The 17,557-nt window shown below is 47.1% G+C and carries 17 protein-coding genes; 13 read left to right on the top strand and 4 right to left on the bottom strand.

The window, feature by feature from the left end:
- Positions 1–30 precede the first annotated feature (30 nt).
- The 3 genes from MD588_RS22560 to MD588_RS22550 form a co-directional block, all read right to left on the bottom strand.
- Entirely contained in the window at positions 31–987 is a 957-nt protein-coding gene (locus MD588_RS22560) for a S1 family peptidase (protein WP_265700046.1), read from the bottom strand.
- A gap of 293 nt (positions 988–1,280) precedes the next feature.
- Complete coding sequence (locus MD588_RS22555) at positions 1,281–2,003, bottom strand: oligogalacturonate-specific porin KdgM family protein (RefSeq protein WP_265700044.1); 723 nt, start codon at positions 2,001–2,003, stop codon at positions 1,281–1,283.
- Between the two features lie 55 nt (positions 2,004–2,058).
- Positions 2,059–3,612 (bottom strand): sulfatase family protein, encoded by a 1,554-nt coding sequence (locus tag MD588_RS22550; protein WP_265700042.1) that lies wholly within the window; start codon positions 3,610–3,612, stop codon positions 2,059–2,061.
- Positions 3,613–4,077: 465 nt separating this feature from the next.
- On the opposite strand from MD588_RS22550, the gene agaR reads away from it, so the two are divergent.
- The 13 genes from agaR to MD588_RS22485 all read left to right on the top strand — a co-directional run bounded on the left by agaR (position 4,078) and on the right by MD588_RS22485 (position 16,683).
- Entirely contained in the window at positions 4,078–4,854 is a 777-nt protein-coding gene (gene agaR, locus MD588_RS22545) for a transcriptional repressor AgaR (RefSeq protein ID WP_265700040.1), read from the top strand.
- Positions 4,855–4,903: 49 nt separating this feature from the next.
- A complete protein-coding gene (kbaZ, locus tag MD588_RS22540) occupies positions 4,904–6,190 on the top strand; it encodes a tagatose-bisphosphate aldolase subunit KbaZ (protein ID WP_265700038.1) in 1,287 nt (428 codons plus the stop codon).
- A 10-nt stretch (positions 6,191–6,200) separates the two neighbouring features.
- A complete protein-coding gene (locus MD588_RS22535; RefSeq protein WP_265700036.1) occupies positions 6,201–7,364 on the top strand; it encodes an AgaS family sugar isomerase in 1,164 nt (387 codons plus the stop codon).
- A gap of 16 nt (positions 7,365–7,380) precedes the next feature.
- Positions 7,381–7,881 carry a PTS N-acetylgalactosamine transporter subunit IIB gene (agaV, locus tag MD588_RS22530; protein WP_265700035.1) on the top strand — a complete coding sequence of 167 codons (501 nt, stop codon included), beginning with the start codon at positions 7,381–7,383 and terminating at the stop codon, positions 7,879–7,881.
- 47 nt (positions 7,882–7,928) lie between these two features.
- Positions 7,929–8,699, top strand: a complete 771-nt coding sequence (agaW, locus tag MD588_RS22525) for a PTS N-acetylgalactosamine transporter subunit IIC (protein WP_265700034.1) — start codon at positions 7,929–7,931, stop codon at positions 8,697–8,699.
- A complete protein-coding gene (locus MD588_RS22520; protein ID WP_265700033.1) occupies positions 8,689–9,582 on the top strand; it encodes a PTS system mannose/fructose/sorbose family transporter subunit IID in 894 nt (297 codons plus the stop codon). Before agaW ends, MD588_RS22520 begins: the two co-directional genes overlap by 11 nt.
- A 58-nt stretch (positions 9,583–9,640) precedes the next feature.
- Positions 9,641–10,084, top strand: coding sequence for a PTS galactosamine/N-acetylgalactosamine transporter subunit IIA (agaF, locus tag MD588_RS22515; RefSeq protein WP_265700032.1), 444 nt, complete (start codon positions 9,641–9,643; stop codon positions 10,082–10,084).
- Between the two features lie 2 nt (positions 10,085–10,086).
- Positions 10,087–11,247, top strand: coding sequence for an N-acetylglucosamine-6-phosphate deacetylase (gene nagA, locus MD588_RS22510; protein ID WP_265700030.1), 1,161 nt, complete (start codon positions 10,087–10,089; stop codon positions 11,245–11,247).
- A gap of 41 nt (positions 11,248–11,288) precedes the next feature.
- On the top strand, positions 11,289–12,119 hold the full coding sequence (gene kduI / locus MD588_RS22505; RefSeq protein ID WP_265700029.1) for a 5-dehydro-4-deoxy-D-glucuronate isomerase: 831 nt from the start codon (positions 11,289–11,291) through the stop codon (positions 12,117–12,119).
- 92 nt (positions 12,120–12,211) lie between these two features.
- Complete coding sequence (kduD, locus tag MD588_RS22500) at positions 12,212–12,976, top strand: 2-dehydro-3-deoxy-D-gluconate 5-dehydrogenase KduD (RefSeq protein WP_265700028.1); 765 nt, start codon at positions 12,212–12,214, stop codon at positions 12,974–12,976.
- 11 nt (positions 12,977–12,987) lie between these two features.
- Positions 12,988–14,067: a glycoside hydrolase family 88/105 protein gene (locus MD588_RS22495; RefSeq protein ID WP_265700027.1), complete on the top strand. Its 1,080-nt coding sequence runs from the start codon at positions 12,988–12,990 to the stop codon at positions 14,065–14,067.
- 113 nt (positions 14,068–14,180) lie between these two features.
- A complete protein-coding gene (locus MD588_RS22490) occupies positions 14,181–14,714 on the top strand; it encodes a YgjV family protein (RefSeq protein ID WP_265700025.1) in 534 nt (177 codons plus the stop codon).
- A gap of 484 nt (positions 14,715–15,198) precedes the next feature.
- A complete protein-coding gene (locus MD588_RS22485; protein ID WP_265700022.1) occupies positions 15,199–16,683 on the top strand; it encodes a hypothetical protein in 1,485 nt (494 codons plus the stop codon).
- A 296-nt stretch (positions 16,684–16,979) separates the two neighbouring features.
- Here MD588_RS22485 and MD588_RS22480 read toward each other — a convergent pair whose 3' ends face one another.
- Positions 16,980–17,351, bottom strand: coding sequence for a phasin-related domain-containing protein (locus MD588_RS22480; RefSeq protein ID WP_265700020.1), 372 nt, complete (start codon positions 17,349–17,351; stop codon positions 16,980–16,982).
- Positions 17,352–17,557: the final 206 nt, after the last annotated feature.

Below are 17,557 nucleotides of genomic sequence, written 5' to 3'. Positions count from 1 at the left end.
TGGGGAGTAAAGCTAAATTAGAACGTTAAATTATGCTTCATTTAAACACACCAATGGAACAGAGAATTTCTGGCTTTTATCCGCAATAACTGAAGGTGAGATTTTTTTGTTAGCATTCTTCTTATTAGTCATATGATAAGAAATGTTTTGCTCATTTAAAAAGATACTTAGCATAGATGATTTCATTGATTGCTTCTTATCATCTGTAACAATACCAATCACATCACCATTTTCTGACATAACTGGAGCACCAATATCCCCGTGGCTTATTTCATTTGTGATTGTCATAATTCGAATGTCATTATAATTACCCGATGCTCTACTAATGATCCCATCAGTCATCTTACCTTGATAAGATGGTATCTTAGAGTTTTCCATACCCAAAGATTCAAACCCATACGTATAAGTACGCTCGCCTTGAGACGTTTTCTTCTTAGAACTTATAATTGCATAAGTATCATTAGGAATTGCTGATTTTAAAATTGATATATGATTAATTTTATCTGTTCGTATTACTGTTGCTTCAATTAATCGACCATTCCTTTCGTAATTTATCTTTGAGCAGTTTTTAATAGCATTATCAGTCGTTATTAAATAATTGTTGTTTATAAAGAAGCCAGTGAAATTGACTCTTGGGTCAGGTGTGTAATTAATGCCGTTGGAGACAATAGTATAGTTATTTACAGTTCTGTAATTTTCCACCTTAGAATTACTACTAGATAATGGTCGGCCATTTACTTCGGTTATATTGCAATTTAGCCCTCCTAATTTTTTACATGTATTTTGAGCTAAATTCATAGCTTCTTCTTTTGTCGCTGCTCCCCACGCAGCTCCGGCTACACCATTAATACCGATGGAAAACGCTCTATTATCGGATTTCTTTTGATACTGATTGTATAGTTTCTCGGCGGTCATATTAGCGGCTTGACTGCTTGCAGAAAAAACAAGAACGGCTAACAAACTCACATTGAACAATTTCACTTTCACTTCCAAATCCATCTTGTTAGGCAAACGTCAAAAACTAAGAGATAATTTTTAGTTCGCAAAATATCAATAACGTTAACTTACTGATTTTAAATAGCAATAAACATCAATCAGTAATATAACGTATGTTGTCAAACATTCTACACCTAAATGTATGGAAAGGTATGCGCGCTAGACGTGAAAATGGGATACAAAACTTGAGGAGATTAGCGGGTAACCGGATAAGCAAGTTTGGTGGGGGCTATGACTAAAAAAAGGAGGCGCGATATAGAGCGCCTCCTTCCTGATGATGCTTATTACCAGGTGTACTTGATACCGACACGCAGACGGGTCTGACGCTCGTCGGTAGTGCGGTTCACCTTCACGTCACCGACTTCAACAAACGGACGCCATAGCTCGCCATCTTGAGTTTTGTACTTATACATCACTCGGATGTTGTGCAGGTAGTTCATGTCATCGTTATCAAACTGCGGCTGGGCATTACTTTCCATTTCTTTCCAGATATCGAACTCATATTGGAAGTCCCACTTGTCAGTTTTGTAGCCTAGCCAGGTATCGAACTGCTGGATTTTTGAATGGTAAGGGTTGCCGTCAGTTCCTTCCTGGCTGTAGTCCCATAGTTTCCACTTGTATCGACCCTGGATGCGGAAACCGTTGTCAAACGAGTAGTTCAGACGGGCATAAGGCACGTAAACAATACCGGCAGACGTAAAGTCCAGTGACGCACCGGCGATACCCATCGTATTTTCAAACACTTTGCCGTAATAGAATGCCGAAAATTCTGAGCCGCTCATCGTCATGGTGTCAAAGGCACCATCATCATTGGAGTAGCGGGCATCTAGCTCGAAACCAATGTTCTTGCCGGTGTCGATAAATGCCTTAAAGCGATCGCCGTGTTTTTTGGATTCAGTGGCGTACTGATGGCGGTATTCAATGGTTGTTTTGTAGTCGTTCGCCAGGACTTGTGATGCTGTTGCTAATAATATTGATGCAGCAACAAATTTTAGTGTCGTTTTCATAGTAACTCTCTAATTGTATAGGAATGTTATGTAGCGATTTAGGTAATTGGATGTTTTAGGTGTATGCATTGGCCGTATTGGCTGGCACTTTAGTCGGACGCCACGGATCGCCGGTATGCTCAAGCCAAGGCAGCAGCTCTTCTTCGAGCAGCTGACGGACTAAGGTTTCGTTCTGATCGGCAATGTTGTGCATCTGGTAGGGATCCTGCTGGTTATCGTGCAGAACAACGGTCAGCGGCTTGCCGATTTTTCTGTCCATCATCAAGGTGTAGCGGTCGGTTCTGACCCCTCGGCGACCATAAGACTGCCCGCCATACGGCATAAAGGTGTAGAACTGCGATGTGGGTTTGGTATCCCCTTCGATGCCATGAAGGCTGTTGGCAAAGTTAGTGCCTTCTACGGTATCGGGAATAAGCTCCGGCATGCCCATCAGGCCGAACAGGGTCGGATAGATATCCGGTGCAGAGAACAACAGATCATCCTGGCGTGGAGCCAGCTTGCCGGGCCAGCGGAACATCATCGGGATCCGCATAGATTCGTCATAGTGGTTATTCTTGGTCGGCTTACCGTGGGAGCCCAGGCAACAGCCGTGATCGGAGAAAAAGACCACTAAGGTTTCTTCTTCCAGCCCAAGGCGATCCAGTTCGTTGACGATACGGCCAAACTGCTCGTCAACACCGTGCACCATGGCCATATATTCTTTGAAATACTTAGGTCCATAGCCTTCCAGGTATTCTTTGTCCCACTTCACATTAGGACGGGTATTCAGGCTTTCAGAGGTTTCATTCTGATAGCGATCCAGGTATTTCTGCGGCACCTGATCATACGGTGAGTGCGGCGGGTTCATGGAAACCACCAGGGTAAACGGCTTGTCGCTGTCACGGTACTTGCCGTTTTCATTACGTAAATACTTAATTGCAATGTCGGCTTCGTGCTCCGGACTCCACTGGTTAACGCGGATCGGCTGATCACGAGGCGTATCATTGGTCCAGTACATCGGTGTCAGGTGCTTGTCATAAGTGCCGTAGGCATACCAGAAGTCAAAGCCATGGCGGCGATCCGGTGCTGTCCAGTCATTCCAGTAACGGCCTTCCATCGGGTTGTTGTAGCTAGGAATGAAAGGTGCTTCAGGAGTATCCAGATGCCATTTCCCGATATATCCCATGCTGTAACCCTGATCTTTAAGAATGTCTGACCAGGTACGGGTCTGCTTCTTGAGCTCAATGCCAAAGTCTTTGCCGCCAAATTTTCCCGGCATCGCGGTATGGCTGTTGCCCTGGATCCCGTTTCGGTAAGGGTATTGCCCTGTCATCAGCATGCCGCGAAAAGGAGTGCATAGCGGAAAGTTGGAGACGGCTTGGCGCAGTACCACGCTCTGGTTGGCAAAGCGATTGAGATGCGGGGTATCTGACGGATCCTGATTCATGAACCCTAGTGCGTGGGCACGCATTTCATCGGGAAATACAATTAACAGGTTCGGCTTCTTTTTCGGTTGTGCTTCCATATCTCCGGCAGTAAGGGCACTGGGTGAAGTACTGCACCCTGCCGTCGCCGCGACAGCACTGGTGGCTGCCATGCCTTTTAGTAGGCTACGTCGCGAAATAGACATATGTTCTCCTGAAAGTGAAACGTATTGGATGTTTTAAAAACAAATGAAAGAAGATTTGTCTTTCACTGGCCTTGTGTTTTGTTGTTTTTGGAACCATTACTTGCAATATGCTTGCGAATTGCTTCGGATCGTAAGTGATCGAAATTGAGTTGACTGTGTATTTGATCACAAAAAAGAAAACGAAAGCCATTTGGTGCTCGTATCGAAAGATACTGTCTATATAGGTCATACAAATAGCTAAAATTGCGACGGGTATTTACGGTTTGAGTTTGGCAATAGACCTTTCGAAGGTTATGATATGAACAAATGCGTAAGTTCACGCAAGATTAAACGTAACAATGCGAAAGATTGTGAAAGAGATCAAAAGTTTTCATTTCCCGTATTGTTGCTTTCGTTTTTAGGTGTAAGCTGTATTCGAAATCAAGCGAAAGAAGTTTTGCTGGTTTCGTAAGGAGACAAGGTAAAGTGAAAAGTGCAGTCGAAAGGCGCATGGAAATTGTCAACGTCGTTAACCGAGATGGTAAAGCGCGTGTCGAGGACCTTGCCGCACAGTTTGATGTCTCTAGTGTCACGATTCGTAGTGACCTCAGTTTTCTGGAAAAGAATGGCTATGTCGTCCGCTCTCATGGCGCCGCCATTCCCAATACTGGGGTGATTGCTGAACTGACTGTTCATGAGAAACGCCGCCAAAATGCAGGCATTAAATCTCTCATCGGTCAGGCTGCAGCGAAACTTATCGAAAGTGGTGACACTGTTATTCTGGATTCGGGAACTACTACGCGGGAAATCGCAACCAGCCTGAAATCGCTGGAAGATGTAGTAGTAATGACCAATGGTCTGGATGTTGCAATGGAGTTGGCATCGGCGCCTGGAGTAGAGGTTCTGATGTCGGGTGGTGTACTTCGTAAGAATGCACTCTCTTTTTCTGGCTCACAAGCCGAACACAGCTTGAAGAACTATCGTTTTGATAAGGTTTTCCTGGGTGTGGATGGTTTTGATTTAAGGGCCGGTATCACAACGCACAACGAGCAGGAAGCGAGTCTGAACCGCTTGATGTGTGAGATTTCTGAACAAGTGATTGCAGTTGCCGATTCAAGTAAGTTTGGTAAACGCAGCTGTCATATGATCCGCGAGTTCGGAAACATTGATATCTTAGTGACTGATTCTGATATTCCTGAAGATTACGTACAGGGTCTTCGAGAAATGAAAGTTGATGTGATTATTGTAGAAAAAGAGTACTAGCCAGCTAACTCCATAACAGCATTTCAGATGTGGATTGTGGAGTTAGTACATGAACACCCTTCAAAATCTCGTTCAACGCCATAAGGCAGGTGAACAAAACGGTATTTATTCCGTCTGTTCCGCACACCCTCTGGTGATTGAAGCCGCTCTCAAGCAGGCGTTGAGCGACGATTCTCTATTATTAATTGAAGCTACCTCCAATCAGGTCGATCAATTTGGCGGTTATACAGGCATGACGCCTGTGGACTTTCGAAATTTCGTATTGGAGATGGCGGAATTGCTTCAATTCCCCACTGAAAAACTCATTCTTGGCGGTGATCACCTTGGGCCAAATCGCTGGCAGGCACTCGATGCCGATCAAGCCATGCGTAATGCAGATGATCTGATTGCTGCTTATGTTGCGGCTGGTTTCAAGAAAATTCACCTTGATTGCAGCATGTCTTGCCAGGGCGACCCTATACCGCTATCAGATGACATTGTCGCCGAACGTGCGGCAAGGCTCGCTAAAATTGCAGAAAAAACGGCGCTATCAACTTTTGGTCACAGCGATATTACCTATGTTATCGGTACCGAAGTTCCAGTACCAGGTGGTGCGGCAGAAGAACTTAATGAACTGGAAGTGACGTCACCGCAAGCTGCGCAAGAAACTATCGAATGCCATAAATCCGCTTTCGAGAATGCAGGTGTTGCTGATTGCTGGCATCGAGTTATCGGGTTGGTTGTCCAGCCGGGTGTCGAGTTTGACCATACCGGGGTTATTGATTACTGCCCGGAGAAAGCGCAGTCACTGAGCCGTGTCGTTGATGGCTATGATCATCTTATCTTTGAAGCCCATTCTACGGACTATCAGACCGACAAAGCGTATCAGGCGTTGGTCGAAGGACATTTTGCCATCTTAAAAGTTGGCCCGGCCCTGACTTTTGCCATGCGAGAAGCGCTGTTCAATCTTTGTGATGTCGAAGAAGAAATTGTTGCCAAGGCTCATTGCTCGAACTTACGAGAAATGATCGAGCAGCAGATGTGCAATGCCCCTGATTATTGGAACAAATACTACCACGGTGACGAACACCAGCAGCGCTTTGCCCGTTGCTATAGCTTCAGTGACCGCATTCGCTATTACTGGCCGGATGAACAAATTCACCGCGCGCAGGAAACATTGTTTGCCAACTTATCCCGTACTGGCATTCCACTTCCCCTATTAAGTCAGTATTTGCCTGAACAGTTCCAAGCGGTTCGTGCAGGGCTGATTGAGTCTGAGCCTAAGGCTTTGGTTCTCGACAAAATTCGTCAGGTACTTCGTAGCTATGCGAAAGCCTGCAAACTAAATAAAGGTTAAGAGGTACAACATGAACCAATATCTGGGCTACTCAGAGCAAGAGCTGGAACAGCTGAGTGCTTTCTGGACAGCAAAAGAAGTTGAGCAGCAGCCATCATGCTGGCGCAAAACTCAGGCGACTTTCCGTGAATGCTTTCCTGCAATTGAAGCTTTCATGGATAAGGTGCTGGCGCACCAGGATCTACGCATTGTCATGACTGGGGCTGGTACATCGGCGTTTGCTGGCCGTGCGCTGGCACCGGCTTTGGCTGAAAAGACGGGGCGACGAGTTGAAGCCGTTGCGACAACCGATCTGGTCTCGAATCCCTATCAGTATTTCGCCGAAGATTTACCGACCTTGCTGGTTTCCTTTGCTCGCTCGGGCAATAGCCCCGAGAGTGTGGCGGCAGTCGAACTGGCCAATCAGTGCCTGACTAACTGTTACCACTTGGTGCTGACCTGCAACGGTAACGGAAAGCTGTATAACAACAGCGTTGGTGATAGTCGCTGCTTTGCGCTGCTAATGCCAGAAGAGACGAATGATCAGTCCTTTGCCATGACCTCCAGCTTCTCTTCGATGATGCTGGCTGCCTTTTCGGTTATCGACTTAAAAAATGACCATTCGAAAGAGATTGAAAGGTTTTGCTTATGTTCTGAGGGGCTGGTCAAAGAAATTAATATACCTTTCAGTAATATAGCAACACTCGATATAAGCCGGGTAATTTACCTGGGTAGCGGTGGCTTGCAAGGTTTGGCTCAGGAATCAGCATTGAAGTTACTTGAACTGACTGCCGGTAAGGTCGTGGCGACGTATGATTCTCCACTTGGTTTCCGCCATGGTCCTAAGTCTATCGTTGATAGCGAGACCCTTATTGTGGTGTATATCTCGAACGACCCATATACCCGTCAATATGATCTCGACCTGTTAAGTGAGCTACGCCGCGACAAGATTGCGAGCAAGGTTATTGCTGTTACCGCACAACTTGATGAACAAGTGACGAATGGCGATTACTGGCATGTCCCGGCAATGGAAACCGCCACCGATATCGAACTCCTATTCCCGTACATTATTTTTGCCCAGATCTATGCGTTCCACCGTGCATTGGCTCTGGGTAACACTCCTGATAATCCTTGTCCTACCGGTGAAGTAAACCGGGTTGTACAAGGTGTCACTATCCATAACTTTAATAAATAGAACAGGTAGAACTCATATGACTGCACCTAACATTGTTTGGACCCGAATTGACGAGCGTTTGTTACACGGTCAGATCCGTATTACTTGGGGTAAACACACAGAAGCCAATTTAATCCTTGTCGCCAATGATGAAGCCGCAGAGGGGCCGAATGCCGCCTTTATGCAAGCGGGTATGAAAGCATCGGCCGGCGGCGAATATGCGGTTCGTTTTTTCTCAATTCAAAAAACGATCGATGTCATCCACAAAGCGTCCCCGAAACAGAAGATTTTCATTCTGTGTAACAGCCCGGAAGACGTTGCCCGACTGGTTGAGGGAGGCGTGCCGCTGACTCACTGCAATGTCGGCAACATGCACTTCCATGAAGGCAAACGCCAGATCGCTAAGACGGTTTCGGTTGATGACAAAGACTTGAAGGCGTTTGAACGTATGGTTGAGCGTGGTGTGACTTGCACCGTGCAAAACACTCCCGATCAAACCCCTGTTAATGTTCTTGAACTTGCCATGACGTCGGCGTAAGCCACGTCATACCCACTATAAACAGAGATTTAAAAAAGGAATAAATCATGTTTTTTGAAGCTACGCTGGTCGCAGTATGGGCGTTCTTCTGTGGTATCGATAAATACGATGTCGCGTTGAACATCCACCGTCCGCTCATTACTGGCCCGGTTGTCGGCCTGATCATGGGCGATATGCAAATTGGTTTGATTGCAGGTGCCACCCTGGAACTTGCCTGGTTGGGCTTGGTGCCTAACGCCGGTGCTCAGCCGCCAGATGTGACCATGGGTACGATTGCTGCCGTTGCTTTTGCTGTAATGACGGGTCAATCACCAGAGGTTGCAATGGGTGTCGGTATGCCGATTGCGGTACTGATGCAGATGTTGGTTATCGGCTTCTTTGCTCTGACGTCTTTCACCATGGGCAAAGCGGACAAATTCGCAGAAACCGGGGATTCTGCGGGGATCGACCGACTGCTTATCACCACCATTTCGTTACGTTCTTTGATGTACGCGCTGGTTGCCTTCGTAACGGTTTACTTCGGTGAGCATGCGGCAAGCTGGATTGATGAAAACGCACCGAAAGTGTTGCTGGAAGGCCTGGGTATTGGCGCCAAGATGGTACCGGCAATTGGTTTCGCGATGCTGCTTAAAATCATGTGGTCGAAAGAAGTGGCTGGCGTGTTCTTCATTGGTTTCGTGATGACAACCTACCTCAAGCTACCAATTATGGCCGTCGCAATTCTGGGTGCTTCAGCGGCAGCACTGTACTACTTCTTCAGTGGAAATAATGGAACTTCTAACAACCAACAAGTAGAGGAATTCGAAGATGGCATCTGATATCACAGCAGGCACTTTAGCCGGTAAAAACACCAAGGTTCATGAAAGTCTGGTTGATGATATTGATTCATACGAAGACACCACACCACGTAAAGTGATCTCGAAAAAAGATCTTTGGATTTGTGCGCTACGTGGTCTGTTCATGGAAGGTAACTTCAACTTCGAACGTATGCAGGCGGGTGGTTTTGCTTACTCCATCATCCCGGCACTGAAAAAGATCCACGGTGACAATAAACGTGACCTGGCGAAAGCGTTAAAGAACCATCTTCAGTTCTTCAATGCGAGTCCAAAACTGTTCACTTTCCTGCTTGGTACTGCCATCGCAATGGAAGAGAACAAAGAAAAACCATCAACGGTTAATGTCATGAAAGTGGCGGGCATGGGGCCAACGGGTGGTATCGGTGATGCGATCGACCACATGACCCTGATGCCGCTGACACTGGCGCTAGGGGCGTCGATTGCAATGGAAGGCTCGATTGCCGGTCCGTTTGTGTTCTTCTTCCTGTACCAGGTTGTTCACTTTGCCGTGTACTTCGGCTTGATGTTCATGGGCTACAAGGCGGGTACCGCTGCGATGGTCAACATGAGCGATGCCACAGAGAAGCTGGCAAAAGCGGCCAACATCATGGGTATCTTTGTTATCGGGGCGCTATCGGCCACTTTCATTCGGGTGCAGACCACGGCCTCGCTCGAACTGGGAGGGAAGGTCGTTGAACTGCAAAGTGCCTTGTTCGACAAGGTGATGCCGAACATTCTGCCGCTGGCCTTGGTGTTCTTCATGCTCAAGATGGTGAAAGGAACGGGCTTCTGGGCGAAACCGCCGGTGTTGATTTTCTCAACCCTTGCTGCCGGTGTTGTCGGCCACTTCCTCGGCATTCTTTAAGTAATTACGTTTAGATAGTTCAGGGGGGAGGTACTCCCCCCTTATCAAGGATTTTCAGATGATTGGTATTGTTGTTTCGGGTCATATTCATTTCGCATCAGGCATGCAGTCGGCGGTTCAGGCGATTGCGGGCGAACAAGACCAAATGGAATTTATTGATTTTGTAGAGTCAATGTCGACAGAGGAATTGGAAATACAACTTCGCCAGGCGTCCAAGCAGGTTGATTCGGGTGAAGGGGTGCTATTTCTGACTGATATTCCGGGTGGCTCACCGTGTAACCGCGCACTGTCAATCATGATGGATACGCAAAATGTCGAGCTGATTGGCGGCGCCAACCTGCCAATGATTGCCAATGCGGCGTTCGAGCGAGACGGAGTCAGCTTGCAGGAGCTGGTTGAGACATTGTTAGAGATTGGCACTTCTTGCATGCAGGACATGCGCAAAGAGCTGGAAGCTGTCATGGCGCCAGAGCCAGTTGCTGAATGTGAAGACGGACTATAACTATGCGTTACGCCTTACTCGCCGATCGCGTGTTTACCCCACAAGGCATCGTGACGGATACGGCAGTGGTGATTGCCGACGGGAAAATTGAAGCACTGACTTCAGAGCTCCCAGCGGATTGCCCGGTAAGCCGGTTGGAAGGCCAGTCTTTGATGCCGGGCTTTATTGATATCCATATTCATGGCCGCCAGGGCGCCGATGTGATGGATGCAACGGATGCTGCGTTGCAGAAGATTGCTGATGCCTTGCCGCAAACCGGTGTCGTTGGCTGGGTCGGCACCACCGTGACTGCGCCGTGGGACGACATTCTCAACGCTTTGCGTCAGGTTCGTCATTTTGCCGAGCAACCGCAACAGCAGGGTGCCGAGCTATTGGGTAGTTTTCTGGAAGGCCCGTATTTCACCGAGCCACATCGCGGTTCTCATCCTCCGGCATATTTGAAATCTCCCACTATTGGCGAGCTAGAGCAGTTACATCAAGCCGCCGGTGATTCGTTGATCCGGGCAGCCGTGGCACCGGAAGCGCAAGGGGCGATGGAAGCCATTAGCTGGCTTGCCGAACACCAGATTAAAACATCGGTCGCTCATACCGATGCGACGTTTGACCAGGTCACCGAGGCGTTCCATCGTGGCGCTGACTGCGGAGTTCACCTGTTTAATGGGATGCGTGGCCTGCACCACCGTGAGCCGGGGTGCTGCGGCGCCGTTCTCTACCATGACATGCTGGCCGAGCTGATTGCCGACGGTATTCACGTTAATCCGGTCATGATGCAGCTCGCTTATCGAATGAAAGGGTATCAGGGCATTGCCTTGATCACCGACTGCATGCGCGCTGGTGGCCTTGATGACGGTGAATACTTGCTAGGGGCGCAGACCATCACTGTGACTGACGGCGAAGCGCGCACGACCTGTGGCTCGCTGGCAGGCAGCACCTGCAGCTTGGATCAGGCGCTGCGAAACATGGTTTTCGAAAGCCATGTTCCTGAATGGGAAGCGGTGCAGATGGCATCGTCCGTCCCGGCTAATTATCTCGGGCTTGCTCACCGCCTTGGCAGTATTGCCAAGGGATTGGAAGCCAGCCTCACTGTTATGAATGAAGATTTACAAGTGCAGGGCACGTTAATCAAAGGCGAGTGGGCCTATCAAACCGAAGCGACCAAATAGCGCTGTCTCCCTTGCTACAACAAATGAATAAGAGGTTTTACATGGAAATTCGTCAACCAATTCATAGTGCACACGCCAAACAACTTGATACTGCCGGTCTGCGCGAGCAGTTCCTGATTGAAGATATGTTTCAGGCTGGCCAGATCAACCTGACCTACAGCCACATTGACCGCATCATTGTCGGTGGCGCCGTACCGACAACCGAAGCATTAGCGCTTGAAGGCGGCAAGGAAATTGGCGTTGATTTCTTCCTTGAACGCCGTGAGTTAGGTGCAATCAATATCGGTGAGCCGGGGCTGGTGATTGTTGATGGCGAAACCTATGAGATCGGTACTCGCGAAGCGATTTATGTCGGCAAGGGTGCCAAAGACGTTAAGTTTGAAAGTGTGTCGGCAGAAAAACCAGCCCGTTTCTATGTCAACAGCGCACCTGCTCACATGACATACCCAACGCGCAAGATCACCCGTGAAGATGCCTCCCCTGAAACCTTGGGTAGCCAGGAAAACTGCAACGTACGTACTATTAATAAGTACCTGCACCCAGCGGTATTGCCTACCTGTCAGCTATTGATGGGATTGACTGAGCTGGCACCGGGCAGCCTGTGGAATACCATGCCTTGTCATACTCATGAGCGTCGTATGGAAGTGTATCTGTACTTCAACATGCAAGACGACAACATCGTTTTCCATTATATGGGCGAGCCACAGGAAACCCGCCATATTGTCATCCGTAACGAGCAAGCGGTAATTAGCCCGAGCTGGTCAATTCACTCTGGCGTAGGGACGGCAGCCTACACCTTTATCTGGAGCATGGTAGGGGAAAACCAGACCTTCCATGACATGGACCATGTTGCGATGAGCGACCTGAAATAATCCTCTCTCTCAATTTGCGGTATGGCAATTGGCTCGAAAACAGTTTCGTCCACTGCCTGCCATACCGCAGCCTTTTTAATTAGGAATTCCGAATGAATATGTTTGATTTATCAGGTAAAGTTGCCATCGTTACAGGTTGTGATACAGGCCTTGGTCAAGGCATGGCGGTTGGTCTGGCACAGGCTGGTGCTGACATTCTGGGTATCGGTTATGTCCCTGCTGAAGAAACGCGCGAGAAAGTTGAAGCGCTGGGCCGCAAGTTCCACTACATCACTGCCAACCTTATCGACGACTCGAACAAAAAAGCACTGACTGCACTGGTTGACCAGGCGGTGACTGAAATGGGTCGTGTTGACATTCTGGTAAACAATGCCGGTATTATTCGTCGTGAAGACCTGCTGGATTTCTCGGATGATAACTGGGATGACGTTATCGCCATTAATCAAAAAGCGGTTGTCTTCCTGTCTCAAGCTGTTGCTAAACACTTCATTGCGCAAGGCAATGGCGGCAAGATCATCAACATTGCTTCTATGCTGTCTTTCCAAGGCGGTATCCGTGTTATTTCCTACACTGCATCCAAGTCTGCGGTCATGGGGATTACCCGTGCACTGGCTACTGAACTGTCCCCACACAATATCACTGTGAACGCTATCGCCCCGGGCTATATGGCAACCAATAACACACAGGCGCTGCGTGAAGATCAAGAGCGTAACAAGGCCATCTTGGATCGTATTCCTGCTGGTCGCTGGGGGCTACCATCTGATATGGCCGGTCCTGTTATCTTCCTGGCTTCTCCGGCTTCAGATTATGTAACGGGTTACACCCTTGCTGTTGACGGTGGCTGGTTGGCTCGCTAATAGGTGATGACATGACATTAACGAAAGAACATGTACTAAAGCAGCTAAAACGTGTCTATCGCTACCAAGCCGCGAATCAGACTCGTTCTGTAATTCGCCGCAGTGGCGCGACTCGTTTTATCAAGGATACGGACTGGGAAAGAGGCGTATTCTGGTCTTGTGTATCTGCTGCATGGATGGCAACTGACGATAATGAATACCTTGACGGGGTGATGAATTACGCACTGCACACAGGTTTTCGGACCGGTGCATTTCCGCGTTTTGCTGATGACCATGTTTGTGCCCAAGCTTATCTGGATGTCTACCCAACAATAAACATCCCTGAAGCGTTGGAGCCGACCATTAAGGCGTTTGATGTTATGCTTGATGAGCCGAAACCAGGCCATCGCGACTGGTGGTGGGTGGACTCATTGTTCATGGCACCACCTGCTTTTGCGGCTTTGTCAAAAGTGACTGGCGAGCGCAAGTACCTCGATTACATGAATACGGCATTCTGGGACGCGATTGATCATCTTTACGATCCTGAAACGGGCCTGTTTTACCGTGACTACCGTTACATGCCAACAGAGCTAGGCCAGAAGTACCGTGATGAGTTCGGTGATGGTGGGGCAGAGCTTCGCGAAGCTAACGGCGAGAAGGTGTTCTGGTCGCGCGGTATCGGCTGGATGCTGGCTTCGGTACCGCGTCTGATGGCACGCATGCCCGAGGACTATGTTGAACGCAGCCGTTACCTTGAATTGTTTAATAATCTTGCTGCCGAAGTGATCAAATATCAGCAAGATGATGGTTTTTGGCGTACCAGCTTGCTTGACCCGGAAAGTTTCCCGGCTCCGGAGAGTAGTGCCACTTCGTTATTCTGTTACGGCTTGGCGTGGGGAATAAATAACGGTCAGCTTGATCGTGATACTTATTTACCTGTTGTCGAAAAAGCCTGGCAGGCATTGCAAGGCTGTATTCATGACAACGGCATGATTGGCTGGGTACAGTTACCGGCCTTTAATCCTCGCGACGTGAAGTTTGAACATAATATCGATTATGGCGCCGGGGCATTCATGCTGGCGGCAACGGAAGTGGCAAACTTGGCAGAATAAACAAATGGTATATGGCAGCCTCTCTTTTTATCTTCGGAGTGAGATAAAATAGAGGCTGATTTTTTCATAATTGAGGGGCACACCCTAGATTGGTATAAGAGGACCAATAAATTATGTCCGAACAATCTACTTATTTGCTCGCACAATTCCTTGGTTTTATAAGTTTCGCGATCGGCTTGTATGCGTTTTACCAGAAACAAGATACCAAGCTGAAATTGTGGATGGCGGTATTGTGTCTGGTGAATGCAATCCACTTTCTCTTGCTACATTCTTTCTCGTCAGCTTTCTGCGTCGCTGTTTCGATGGTCAGAAATTTAATCACCATAAAGGTCCGATCCCGATGGGTGATGATGGTTTTCATGCTATTTAGTGTTGCCGGTTTTTTCTCTATTCAGCGTCCGAGTGAGGCACTTGGGGTGACGGGTATATGCGTGGGTACTTACTCACTGTTTATGCTCGATGGTATAAAGCTTCGATTAGGTTTGCTAACCGGATCACTGCTTTGGTTAGGTAATAATATCGCCTTGGGTTCGATAGGCGGTTCGTTGCTTGAAGCCTGTGGTGCGAGCATGAATGCCGTTACGCTATATCGTCTGTATCGCGATAAAAAAGCCCCGGCAGCTTTCGTTGTGCAAGGGCGGGATTAAGCCTGGTATTACATAAGGGTATATGTCTTAGCTCATAACTTGCTGTGAACACGAGTGGCCTTTGTTTTTTTGAATTTAGCTGCAAACGTAATTATAGCTTGGACTGCTTTTTGAACAGAAAGTTGAATGTTTGGTTGTTTATCGAGCTTAATGAAAATATCGATAAAATGTTTTTATTAATTGAATGAAAAATATTGTTTGAGTGAATGAAATGAACGCCGTATTATTCATTCAGCAGTTACGTATTTGCTCTAAAACAGAATCCACATAAGCGATATCAACGCTACTTGTGCAATGTTGGCAAGTTTAGCCGTTCTCACGTTCCCCGTGAGACCCCATTGATAACCACTTTTTTAGCTACTTTTTGGGATCCTAAACAAACCATAGCTTTTTGTTTGCTATGGCAGATTCGTATACCTGCAATTCATAACGCTAGGGATACACCCTAGCGTTTTTTTCATTCATTTTTATTATTGAAAACATTATGAAACGTTTTGTTGTTGTACTCACTTCTACCATGTTATTTGCGTGTGGTGGCGGGTCGGGTAATGACTCTTCGGATAATACGAAATCCCCTTCAACGGCGGTAGCTTCTCCTACTCAAGTGGCTCCGCAACCTGAAACTAATGATGAGGTTCAAACTGCGGTTGAGCCTCTTGTTCCTGCTGTTCACTTATCTCCACAATCAGAGCAAGAGCCAGAACAAGATCCAGAACAAGATCCAGAATTAGAATCAGAGCCAAATGAGGCGGCGCAGTCAGTACAGGTTACTGAGAATACACACACTCCCGTCGTTCAATCTACTTTGCAGCCTGAACCGGCGCAGACTAAGGAAATGCAGCTACCTGAGCCAACTTTCGTTTTGGATCTGGCCGGGCCTACTCCTCTGAGAGGGCAAATGGTCTCTGGCAACCTTGTCACCCAGCCCGAATATCAAGTCGGATTAGAGTGGCAAATTGACCAGCGTGGCGTCAGTCAGTGCATAGTGACCCCCACAGAACCGAACTGCACCTATACTGTTACCAGCCAGGATGAAGGGCATCTTTTACGTCTGTGTAGCGTTGCGGGAGAGCAGAGCACTTGTACTGAGGAGCAGCAGTTACCACGAATTAGTTTCACCGGATTGCTTAATTACAAAGGTGAGGTGAATGCGCAGCTGGCTGGTTTTTCCGAGCAGTTGGAAATAGGCTGGTACCTATCTGATACTGAAGTGTTTAATATCGATGCCGACGGTCCTGGGTATCTCGCGCCAGGGATGAATGAAGGACTCACTTATCAGTTACAGGAGGCATCCCACAGCGCCAGAGATTACGTCCATCACTTCTTGATCTTCTGTGTGAACGACCGTGCGCGTCGTTGGGAAACCACTTGCCGTGTTGTCGGCACGATGGATTCTATCTATCCATCAAGACAAGGGATAGACACGCTGTTTCCAATATTCGCTGATGAATATAAAAAACAGCAACTTGTGGGAGGGGAGCTATTGGAGCGAGTCGATACCCATCGTCGCATTGCGCCCGTTTTGGCAATTAAACATGAATTCCGTTCTTATACTTCTTATATCAATCGGCCAATAACATCGGCTGAGCTGGATTATTTCCAGTTCACTTTGGCTCCAATGTATTCAACAAAATATAGGCAAGAGCAACAGGGCGACTATCCATCCCTGATGTATAAGTATGAGGATGATGAAGATACAAGAGAAAATCCATACGATAACATCATCACGACTGCCGATGATTTGTGTAGCAGTATTGGCCGACGATTACCTGCAGCGATTCAGTTTGAGCGTAGTGACTTTACAGACTCAGGCTGGCCAATGCATGGCTATCCGTTTGGTTTGTACTGGACGGCGTCCAGGAAAATTGGCGCGTATTACCCGAACCTGGCGACAGATATTGTAACAGGGGAAAGCTATACAGAGTCAAATAAGGTGCTTTTCAGTGTGGCTTGCGGGCACTACGGCTGATTCATTATTGCACAAGAGACAGGTGCTGCTCTTTGTTACGTAATTTAGAATGAACGTTTATTGTGACGATTAACATTAAATGCTTATTCACAAATCAATAAAAAGGCTGCTTGTGCAGCCTTTGTATTGATACAGCTTGTGAGGTTTATGTTTAATCGTGATTGTTTTTTTTCTTATGCTTCTTAAGAAGTTTTTTTATCAACCGGTAAACCTTAGCCGGTATCTTTTTATCACTCATACAAAATCCATTTCCCGGCGTTTGTTAATTTATCGAACTCATCCTTCGTCGATACTTATTACGCTTCTGGCTTTGCCTTTTCTTGTCGACTCGCTAATAGCGCTTCAATGTTTTCTGCAAGTAGATCGATTTTGTCATCCATATGATCTAATCGCTCATTGTCGATACCAACACAACTTTGTAGCAAATTGTGTACACGCTCTTCAATTGCAACAGATGTGTGGGTGCGTTCAGTATGTACCCGTTCTTTCACTTCTGATTCAACAGAACGTCCACGTTCAACCAATTCATTAAACAAGCTTTTGCCTTTGTCTGATAACTGACTTACTTCTCCGGTGCTCTTTGCATATGCTCCCAGACCTGCTAACCAGATGTTATGTAGTTTTTCATCTTTGACGATAGTTTCTGCAGCCGATTTAACAGTGCTCATAATCGTACTCCCTCTTTGTAATATAAAAATTGCTAATCTTGATTTTCAGTGTATTTACAGGATAAGAATTTCGATTAGAGTATTCCCACTAAAATAGTGAATTACCGTTGTATATTGTGAAATAAAATAAAGGATAACCTTCTTATTCCATTCGTTGAGCATATTTGGTTAGAACAGAAATTAAGGTTTAATCCCTGTGAAAAGTT

Origin of the sequence: Photobacterium obscurum, assembly GCF_026191635.1 — a bacterium.
In the GTDB taxonomy this organism is placed as follows: Bacteria; Pseudomonadota; Gammaproteobacteria; order Enterobacterales; family Vibrionaceae; genus Photobacterium; species Photobacterium obscurum.
This window is presented reverse-complemented; position numbering and strand designations above follow the sequence as displayed.